The following is a 9,589-nucleotide window of genomic DNA, read 5'->3' as shown; positions in this document are numbered from 1 at the left end:
AGCTGCGTCATCATGTTGCTCCTCACAAAATCCGCTCCGTTTCCAGGATAGCTCGGCAGCAACGTAATGCCAGGACTTTTGCAGATATTCCTTAAATCAGTGCGACGCAAATCCGAGAAAACGTATTTGAGAAATGCTACGTAACGGTGAAGATAACGCACAGCGCCGTTATCGACTATCTCCCTTCCCGTGCCCGCTTTGCGGGTTCCCGACTGTCCGGTCCCATCCGCGAGCGGAGAACGCCTTACTTCTCCGATGGTCCCGCAGACCCGCACAGGAGGTCGAGCGTGGATTCTCGCATGGCTGGGGTGTCGGCTTTGTCGCAATATCGACAGAAATTCGGAGTGCTTGTCGGCTTTAGGCGTCGGCGCGACGGGGCAACAAGCAGTGACTTACTGACTCTTGTTCAGAGAGTGCTTCGCGGGTGGCATAGATTTGGCTTCTACCTCGCGTGGCTCGACTGTCGGGCAACTGATATCCAATGCAAGGGGACGGTACACTAGAACGGCATCCAAAAAATTGATGCTCGGGCCGCTGCGATCGGTTCACGTTATCTCAGAGCACATGGTTCTCCTTTGGAGATGAGCGCGCAGAACTCACGTCGATGCAGCGTTGCAGCATCATTGATGACGTATGAACCAGAAACGGGCATATTTTTGGACAGAAGTCGTGGTCATACGCGTCGTCAATGCATCAAAGAATGCTTGGCGCTTTTGCATGCCATTGTGAAACTATCGAGGATTGGCGACATGTTAGTGCGCTTAAGGCGGCTTTCCCGTCCGCTTAACAAGAAGACGTCGGCCGGATTTGTGTTTATGTTTTTCGCGGTCTTTCTTTTTGCCGTGGCTGACGCCATCGCGAGACTTGTTTCGGCGCGATATCCAGCCAACGAAATAACGTTCTTCCGGATGCTATTCGGGCTAGTGCCTGCTGCGTGCGTATTTAGATTTCGAGGTGATCGTGGAAAAAAGTTGATGATATATCGCTTCGCGGGGCATTTTCTTCGGGCCGTCATGGTACTTGGCTCGAGAGTATTATTCTTTTCGGGTTTGGCCAATCTTCCTCTGTCAACCGCGATGGCGCTCCAGTATACCGACGTAATGTTCATCGGTTTATTTGCCATCGCCATACTGTCCGAACGTTTCCACCTTTCAACGACGATCGCTTCGATCGTTGGGTTCTCCGGAGTTGCACTTGTTTCCTTTTCCTTGACAGGAAATCGCGGGTCATTTCTTGCAGTGAGTTTGGTCTTGCTTAGCGCTATGTTTTCCGCTGGTTCATTCATTCAGCTCAAGAAACTTTCCAGATCCGAAGAGCCGGTGGAAATCGTTTTCTATTTCACAACGATTGCTACGATTCTTAGCGGAATGTCACTTGTCGTCGCGTGGGTTACGCCTGACACGAAGGATTTCGGGTACATGGCACTTCTTGGATTGACCGCTGGCGCAGCGCAACTCATGCTTACCGTCGCGCTTGCAAACACTGCAGCCTCATTGCTCGCTAGCTTCCGCTACTTTGGCATCGTATGGGCGATCGCTTTCGAGTACCTGATTTGGGGAGAGGCTATTTCAGTGCAGGCTGCGCTCGGATCCGGCGTAATTGTCGGAAGCGCCCTCTATCTGTGTTGGTCTAACAGGCGCATCGATGAAGATGGCGCGACCGCTCGACGGACGTTGGGCTCGCGAACGTGACTCCAGAATTGGCAGCTCATTGATCTTTCCATAAATCATGACATCACGACAACGTTGCCTGAATCCAGCACGCGGCGATAATCGACGGCCGGCGCTGAGCGCTCTTGAGCTTGTTGCGGGCGATGGTTCGCAACTCGTTGAAGTTGTCCAGTTGGGGCAGAAGTTTGCTATCGCGTGGCGCTTCAGCCATGCCCACAGGTATTCGACGGGATTGAGTTCCGGAGAGTACGGCGGCAGGAAGGCCACATGAATGTGTCCATCGAGGGAATCCACCAGATATTCGCGGATCATTGCAGCGCGATGCGGCCTGGCACCATCCCAGATGATCAGCAGCGGTTGCTTCAGATGCGCTTTGAGCGCCTTGAGAAATTCGACCACCTGTTCTTTCTTGACGCTGCCTTCGTACAGCCGAAACAGATAGTTCGTGCGACTGAGGCCGGCGATCGCCGAGACATGGATCCAGTTGAAATGAAACTGGATGACTGGCGTTTGCCCCTTTGGCGCCCAAGTACGAACCCGCGTGGGGCGCTCGCTGATGCCGGTCTCGTCGATAAAGACAATCATAAAGACAATCAATCGCCCTTCGCGCTGGGCTAATGAGATGGTCACCCCCACCCTACACTGCGGGTTACGCTGTAGGGTGTTTTCCTTTCTGGAGAGGCCATCATGCAAGACGTGACGCTGGTTGGGATCGATCTGGGCAAGCATTCGTTTCACCTTCACGGGCAGGACCGGCAATGCAAAGCCGTGTTTCGCAAGAAGGTGAGCCCGCAAGCAACTGGTGGAGTTTTTGGCCACGTTTCACGCCTGTGCCGTGGTCATGGAAGCCTGCGCCAGTGCCCATCACATGGCGCGCAAACTAGCGGCGTTCGGGCAGCAGGTCAGATATCCCCACAACGACGCCGGATAGATTTAAGCAAGCCAACCACAACGTCAAAAATCAAGGTTGCAAAAATGGGCGTGACCATAGATTTTTTTTTGCGCAGGCCAAGTGTGTCGCTTCCAGTGGCGTACAGCTTCCTCGTCTCGCTCGATCGCACGCCGCTCGGGTTTTTGCGCGCTGAAACCCAGCGTCCCAAGCAGGCGCCAAACCTGCGTTTGGCTAAACTCGACGCCATACATGCGCTTGATGAGCATGCCGACGCGCTTGAGCGTCCATAGTTCGGTACCAAAGCCATGCTCGGTCGGGCTCCGCAGTAGCACGCGTCGCAGTTGCGCCAATTGCTCCCCATCGAGCTTGCGGGGCGGCCCCGACCTGGCGCCGCCCGTAGCGTATTAATTCCGCCTTCATCAAGCAAACCCTTCCACGTGTACACCGTTTGTCGGGCTACCCCGACGGCCAACGCCACCTCCGCTGGCCGCTTGCCCGCCAGCAGCATCCGACCCGCTCGCAAGCGCTTCTTGGTTGCATCGTCTAACGGCTTCTTCGCCACGGCACGCGTCTCCAATCATTCCACCGGAGATATAACGCACCAGAATCGAATCGGTTGTCATGTTTTTGTAAATTTCAATAATCGGCGGGTGCGAGGGCACTCACAATAGCTCACTCGCATATGACAATGCATGAATGCTCCGAATGGCTTCTTCTCGCATGCATGCCACAAATACCTCAGCAATTCGGGTGCGGGGATGCGCGGCAGGCCACAAAAGGCGGCTTTCGAACCGCACATGTGGTTCGAAACGCCGCATGACGATAGGTAGATGCTTCACCTCTGCTGCAACTACCGGATTGACGATGGCTACTCCGAGTCCCTTCGCTACCAAGGCACAGAGCGTTTCAGCGTATTGAGTTTCGATCTGGATGGCCGGGTGCACGTGTGCATCAGCAAAGATCTGGTCGATCGCATGGCGCGTGCTGTCCTCCAGTGCCAATGAGAGGAACGGCTCTCCATCCAGGTCTGTCGGCCTTATTGCGCGCCTTAACCGGGCGAGCTTATGTCCGAGCGGCGCCGCCAGGACACCAGCCGGCGCAAGAAGCGGTTCTTCCTCGACGCCGAGAAAACCGCTCTTGGGACCCGCGATCCCGATGTCGCAGCGACTCCCGGCCACCCATTCGTACACGGTCGCCGAGGGCCGTACCTGAAGCGATATCGTTACCTCTGGAAAGGATCGTCGGAAATGCTGCAGTGCTGCGGGGACCACCCCGTTTGCAAAGACGTGCATGCAGGTGATACGCAGTCGACCCGTTCCAAAATTTCTGATGTCCTGAGCGATACGGCGCAACTGGTCAACCCCGACAAATCTCCGCTCAACTTCGCGAAGGAAAGTTGCCCCTTCGGGCGTCAGGCGAGCCGGTCCGTGGCCCCGTTCGAATAGAGCAAATCCAATGCTGGCCTCCAGCCGCGCGATCGCGCGGGTCAAGGCCGGCTGGGTAATTCCAAGCGCCTCCGCCCCCCGAGTGAAGCCGCCATAAACAGCAGCAGCCCGGAAAACCTCAATCTGTCTCGCCTCCATGGACATTACCTCAAAGCATGGTATCCAATTTTGTATGCATTGGACAGAATAGCACGCCAAGTGAGTCAATGTAGTCCTGGTAGCACCCTTGGATTGATAGCGCTAGGGATTCCAACGCGGAACTTGGAGGAGACGTTTTGATGTCAAATGTATATCGCCAAAACCCCGGTCTTTCGGGCTTTCGATCGTTAGCCGGCGGGGCGCTGCTGCCGGTCGGAGACTATCCGGGCGGCTGTCCCGAGGGGCGTGCCGCAGGACGCCCGACCAGCGTTGCGGCCGTCTATGGCGAGCAGAAGTGGGAAAGCGGATCTCTGCCGGCGGGCGGCGACATGCTGCGATGGGGCCGCTATCTTCCCTATTTGGAATGGCCGTCGCTGGGCGAGGGCGGCACGCCGCTCATCGAGCTCGAATCGACGTGCGTCAGCAAACTGTGGATCAAGGCCGAGTGGATGAATCCGACCGGCAGTCACAAGGATCGTATGAGTCCACTGGCGGTGGCACGCGCTGTGGAGGTAGGGGCTGGCGGCATCATCTGCGCCAGCTCGGGCAACGCCGGGATCTCGATGGCGTGCTATGCGGCCAAAGCCGGCCTTGTGTCGCAGGTGATCGTGACGGCTGGCTTGCCCAAACCCGTTCGTCAAGCACTTTCGACCTATGGGGCTGATGTCGTCGTCGCCGAGAACAGCCTGGATCGTTGGCGGGTGATGGAACAGGCGGTGACGAACGAAGGATGGTTTCCGCTCACGAACTATTTGTTGCCGCCTGTCGGGAGTTGCGCGTGGGGCGTCGAAGGCTATAAAACGGTTGCGTTCGAACTGGCGGCAGAGTGCAGGGATGGCGTGGATGCGGTGGTCGTGCCCACAGCCAGAGGCGACATCATCTGGGGTATCGCGGCGGGCTTCGCGATGCTAGCAAAACAAGGGCGGTGGAATGGGCCGCTGCCGAAACTCATCGCGGTCGAGCCGTTCCCCCGGATCTCGAAAGTGCTTCACAACGAGGCCGTGATCACAGATCAATTTCCTGGCTCGACCCAGCAGGCCTCGACAGCAGGTACGACCGCTACAGACCAGTCTTTGCGCGCAGTGATCGAAACGAATGGGACAGCGCTCGCGATATCCGATGAAATGGCCGCTGTTGCGCAGCGCGATCTGGCGAAGAAGTTCGGCATCTACTTGGAACTCTGTGCAGCCGCTCCCTACGCGGCGATTCCTCACCTGTTGGCGCAAGGGTGTCTTGCTCCGACGGACAAGGTCGTCCTGATCGGTACGAGTGCCGGCTATCGTGACCCGGTTGCCGTAGACGCCACCACTTTGCGAGTGCCAGCATGAACACCAAGCAACCCACGGCGGCCCTGGCCGTTTCCAATCCTGCAGAGCAGGGACGGGCAGGATCCGTCAAGGACGCGTCGCAGCCCTCTTCCCGGGTTGCCGCCGCAATCGACGGCGCGCCCATCCGGATCGAGAATCTCGCGAAGCGGTACGGTAGCACGGCAGCGGTCAGCGGCATTGATTTAGACGTCCGCGCGGGCGAGTTCCTGTCCCTTCTGGGTCCATCCGGATCGGGCAAGACCACGCTCCTGATGATGCTGGCGGGGTTCGAACTTCCGTCTGAAGGTCGCCTGACGCTCGACACCAGCGACATTACGCGGATCGCGCCCAACAAGCGAAACATCGGCATGGTATTTCAGCGGTACGCGCTGTTTCCCCATATGACTGTGAGTCAGAACGTCGCGTATCCGCTCAGGATGCGAAAGGTGCCGAAGGCCGAGATTCCCGACAGAGTCGAACGCGCGCTGTCGATGGTGGGGCTTAATGGCTTCGGGGACCGCATGCCGAATCAACTGTCCGGCGGGCAGCAGCAGCGGGTTGCCGTTGCACGCGCATTGGTGTTCGAACCGCCCGTGCTTCTGATGGACGAGCCGCTCAGCGCCCTCGACAAGAAGATGCGCGAGCGCATGCAGATCGAGATCAAGCAACTGCAGCAGCGGCTCGGTGTGACGGTTGTATATGTCACGCATGATCAGGAGGAAGCCCTGACCATGTCGGACCGAATCGCCGTCATGGACAATGGGCGCATCCAGCAGGTCGGCACGGCATTCGAACTCTATGAGCGTCCTGCAACGCCGTTCGTTGCGGATTTCATCGGAAAAATGAACTTCATCCCATCCAGTTGCATGGCGGTCGACGACGAGAGCGTCACCGTCCGCGTGGCGGGGGACGTGCTCATCCGCTTGCCGCAACACCACGTCCGCGACGGCATGTCGCCGTTGGTGGGTGACAGGCTGGATCTGGCGATCCGGCCGGAACGCGTACGCATCGAACGGGCGCGTCAAGGCGTCGCGAGCAGTATCACGGGCGTCGTCGAAGCGAGAGCGTATGTCGGCGCGTTCCAGTGGTACGTCGTCCGTCTCGCGGACGGGACCGTCTTGCACGTTCAAAGTCAGTCGGGCGCATCTGCAGAGCAGGGTTTTGACGAGCGGCAGGCGGTCGACATCACCTTCGAGCCGACGGCTCTACATGTGTTCCGGGGAGGCTGAAATGGAGGCGTCCGCAAAACCAAGCAGGCGAGCCGAGAGTCCGTCCGCAGACAGCTATGGTCCGCTGTCTTCGTTGCTGCTCCTGTTGCCATTTCTCGTGCTGTTGCTTGCCGCGTTCGTCTATCCGGTCGGGAAGCTGCTCCTGACGAGTGTGTTTTCCCCAGGATTGACGTTTGAACACTACGAGCATGTTGCGTCGGGACTCTACGTGCGGGTGTTTACTCGAACATTTGTTATCGCGCTGGCTGTCGCCGGCATTACCTGTCTGCTTGGCTACCCGGTGGCCTGGCTACTGGCTCGCGTCAAAGGCAAGACCGCATTCTTCGTGACCGCTTGTATCCTGATTCCAATGTGGACCAGCGTGCTGGTTCGCTCGTACTCGTGGATCGTGCTGCTTCAGCGCAACGGGATCGTGAACGACCTGTTGCTCGGTGCGGGCCTGATCGATGAACCACTGAAGCTGATATACAACCAGGGGGCTGTGATTATGGCGATGGTGCATGTGCTGTTGCCGTACATGATATTGCCCGTCTATGGCGCGCTGAAGGCGATTCCCGTCGATTTATCCAGAGCCTCTTCGAATCTGGGTGCGAGTGCGCTGCGGACGTTCAGCACCGTAACCCTGCCGCTCAGTATGCCGGGCATATATGCAGGATCACTGATCGTCTTTGTGCTGGCTCTGGGCTTCTACGTGACCCCGGCGCTGGTAGGCGGGCCGAGTACGCTGCTCATCGCGACGCTGATCGGTCAGCAGGTCACGCAGACGTTCAACTGGCCGTTCGCGGCGGCGATTTCCACACTCCTTCTGGCGGCGACCACCGCGGTCACGGTGGTCTTCCGGCGGTTCATGTCCTTCTCGGGGCAGTTGTAATATGAAAAATCCTTCCATCGATTTGCCGACACAGCTAGTCGGTGAGACCAAGTTTCCCGTATCCGTTGGGACGATGGTGTTAGTTGGCATCGCACTTTTGGTGCTTCTGTTCCTCATCGTCCCGATCCTGATTATTGTGGCGATGTCGTTCGGCGATGCGTCCTACATCCAGTTTCCGCCACGCGTGCTCTCGCTAAAGTGGTATATGCAATATTTCGGCGACGTCGACTGGATGTCGGCGACCTGGTTTAGCCTGAAGATTGCCTGCGCGACGACGATTTCTTCGACGGTCATTGGCTCCATGGCGTCCATCGCGTTGGTGAGGGGGGCATTTCCAGGCAAGGCGGCGATTCAGGCCATTGCGCTGAGCCCATTGATCGTGCCGCATATCGTTATCGCAATCGCGCTGTATCTGTTCTTCGCGCCACTCGGATTGGTAGGAAATTTTGGCGGCTTTTTGATCGCGGATACGGTGTTGTCGGTCCCCTACGTCGTCATCACCGTTTCCGCAGCCTTGAAGAGCTTTGATCCCATGCTCGAACGGGCGGCATTGAATTGCGGTGCGACGCGCGTAACGACATTTTTCTCCGTCGTTTTGCCCGACATTGTTCCCGGAATGGCAGCTGGAGCGGTATTCGCATTCCTCGCGTCTTTTGACGAAGCAACGGTGGCTTTCTTCCTCTCGGATACCGGAGGGAAGACTATTACGCGGAAATTTTTCGAGGACATCGATTACAACCTCACGCCGGTCATCGCAGCGGTGGCAACTGTGACGATCCTTCTCTCGTTGGCCCTCATGGCAGCAATTCGGGTGCTGGAGAGACGGGCAAGCGGGAAATCCGAAAAAAATTGAAAGTTAGGAGACTGAAATGAAATTGATCGCAAAATTTGTAAGCGTGCTGCTGCTTGGTGGCTTCGGACTCTGTTGTGCACAGGCGAGTCGCGCCGAGGACTCCATTACGGTCGCTACGCCAGGCGGGGCCTACCAGCAGAGCTTGCGCTCCAGCCTCTTCGAGCCTTTCACGAAAGCGACCGGGATTCAGGTCAATGTCGTAACTGCGGAGGCACAGGAGCAGATTGCGCGATTGCGTGCGATGGCGCAGACGGGTTCGGTAAATTGGGATGTCATTATTTTAGGAGACATTGAAGCTCATGCGAAACGTGTGACGTCCATTACGGAAGACATGACTGGATTCTGCCATCAGATAACCGGAAAAAGTCTTCTTCCTGGTGCGTGTGATTCAACAGGACTCAATCTCGACTACGGCGTTACCTATCTGGTTTACAACGGCGACAAGTACCCGAAGGGCGGTCCGTCGACTTGGACGGAATTTTGGGACACCAAGCGTTTTCCGGGAGGGAGGGCGTTGCCCGACTTTGGTGACCCTTGGCGAGTCATGGCGGTTGCGCTGGTGGCCGACGGTGTTCCTTTGAATCAACTCTTCCCTCTGGACGTAAATCGGGCGCTGCATAAGCTCGATCAGATCAAGCCGCAGATTACGATGTGGTGGAGGACAGGCGATCAAAGTATCCAGGGCTATAGAAGCGGCCAGTACTCAAGCGGGATGATGTGGAAGACTCGTGCCAGTGTCCTTCAGAAGGAGGGCCTGAATATCAAGTCGTCCTTCGATGGGGCGATCATGATCTCTGATAGAGCCATGATCCCGAAAGGCGCACCTCACAAAGCCGCTGCGGAAAAGCTGTTGGCATTCTTTGCCAATTCGTTGGCCGTGCAGGCCAAACATTGTGAGAATCTCGGCTGCGTGCCGGCAAGTGCCGATGCAATGAAAATGATGTCACCCGACGCGCAGAAAAATCTCCCGAGTGCAGAAGAACTGCACACCAAATTTATTGCTCCAAACGCCGAATGGATTAACGCGAATCGCGACAGTTTGCTCGAGCGTTGGAATGCTTGGGTCCAGCAATAAGCAAATCTTGACTATTTATCGGAGGTGAAACATGTTGCACGAAGAATTGAGTAGCGCGTCTGGGCAGCAGGTACGGGAGGCGGTCCGCGCGAAGAAATGGACCCGGACG

The 9,589-nt window shown here is 57.0% G+C and carries 8 protein-coding genes and 3 pseudogenes; 7 read left to right on the top strand and 4 right to left on the bottom strand.

Going from position 1 to position 9,589, the window contains the following annotated elements; genetic code table 11:
* Positions 1 to 581 precede the first annotated feature (581 nt).
* Complete coding sequence (locus B0G83_RS37635; protein ID WP_258168511.1) at positions 582 to 1,691, top strand: DMT family transporter; 1,110 nt, start codon at positions 582 to 584, stop codon at positions 1,689 to 1,691.
* Between the two features lie 43 nt (positions 1,692 to 1,734).
* Here B0G83_RS37635 and B0G83_RS37630 read toward each other — a convergent pair.
* Positions 1,735 to 2,285 (bottom strand): annotated as a pseudogene (locus B0G83_RS37630) (IS630 family transposase); the annotation flags it as partial.
* Between the two features lie 72 nt (positions 2,286 to 2,357).
* On the opposite strand from B0G83_RS37630, the pseudogene B0G83_RS37625 reads away from it, so the two are divergent.
* Positions 2,358 to 2,577, top strand: a pseudogene (locus B0G83_RS37625) (IS110 family transposase); the annotation flags it as partial.
* A gap of 47 nt (positions 2,578 to 2,624) precedes the next feature.
* Here B0G83_RS37625 and B0G83_RS39685 read toward each other — a convergent pair.
* The 3 genes and pseudogenes from B0G83_RS39685 to B0G83_RS37615 all read right to left on the bottom strand — a co-directional run bounded on the left by B0G83_RS39685 (position 2,625) and on the right by B0G83_RS37615 (position 4,145).
* Entirely contained in the window at positions 2,625 to 2,813 is a 189-nt protein-coding gene (locus tag B0G83_RS39685; protein WP_374954979.1) for a winged helix-turn-helix domain-containing protein, read from the bottom strand.
* Between the two features lie 128 nt (positions 2,814 to 2,941).
* Positions 2,942 to 3,124, bottom strand: a pseudogene (locus B0G83_RS39680) (helix-turn-helix domain-containing protein); the annotation flags it as partial.
* A gap of 100 nt (positions 3,125 to 3,224) precedes the next feature.
* On the bottom strand, positions 3,225 to 4,145 hold the full coding sequence (locus B0G83_RS37615) for a LysR substrate-binding domain-containing protein (RefSeq protein ID WP_181157188.1): 921 nt from the start codon (positions 4,143 to 4,145) through the stop codon (positions 3,225 to 3,227).
* Between the two features lie 140 nt (positions 4,146 to 4,285).
* On the opposite strand from B0G83_RS37615, the gene B0G83_RS37610 reads away from it, so the two are divergent.
* The 5 genes from B0G83_RS37610 to B0G83_RS37590 are packed head-to-tail and all read left to right on the top strand — an operon-like array spanning position 4,286 to position 9,480.
* Positions 4,286 to 5,473 (top strand): pyridoxal-phosphate dependent enzyme, encoded by a 1,188-nt coding sequence (locus B0G83_RS37610; protein ID WP_105512322.1) that lies wholly within the window; start codon positions 4,286 to 4,288, stop codon positions 5,471 to 5,473.
* A complete protein-coding gene (locus B0G83_RS37605; RefSeq protein WP_105512321.1) occupies positions 5,470 to 6,681 on the top strand; it encodes an ABC transporter ATP-binding protein in 1,212 nt (403 codons plus the stop codon). Before B0G83_RS37610 ends, B0G83_RS37605 begins: the two co-directional genes overlap by 4 nt.
* Position 6,682: 1 nt before the next feature.
* Complete coding sequence (locus B0G83_RS37600) at positions 6,683 to 7,552, top strand: ABC transporter permease (protein ID WP_105512320.1); 870 nt, start codon at positions 6,683 to 6,685, stop codon at positions 7,550 to 7,552.
* A gap of 1 nt (position 7,553) precedes the next feature.
* Positions 7,554 to 8,405, top strand: coding sequence for an ABC transporter permease (locus tag B0G83_RS37595; RefSeq protein ID WP_219849072.1), 852 nt, complete (start codon positions 7,554 to 7,556; stop codon positions 8,403 to 8,405).
* A gap of 16 nt (positions 8,406 to 8,421) precedes the next feature.
* Complete coding sequence (locus tag B0G83_RS37590) at positions 8,422 to 9,480, top strand: extracellular solute-binding protein (RefSeq protein ID WP_105512319.1); 1,059 nt, start codon at positions 8,422 to 8,424, stop codon at positions 9,478 to 9,480.
* Positions 9,481 to 9,589: the final 109 nt, after the last annotated feature.

Source organism: Paraburkholderia sp. BL21I4N1, assembly GCF_002973525.1.
Taxonomy (GTDB): Bacteria; Pseudomonadota; Gammaproteobacteria; order Burkholderiales; family Burkholderiaceae; genus Paraburkholderia.
The sequence above is the reverse complement of the archived record's forward strand: the minus strand, read 5'-3'. Positions and strand labels throughout refer to the sequence as shown.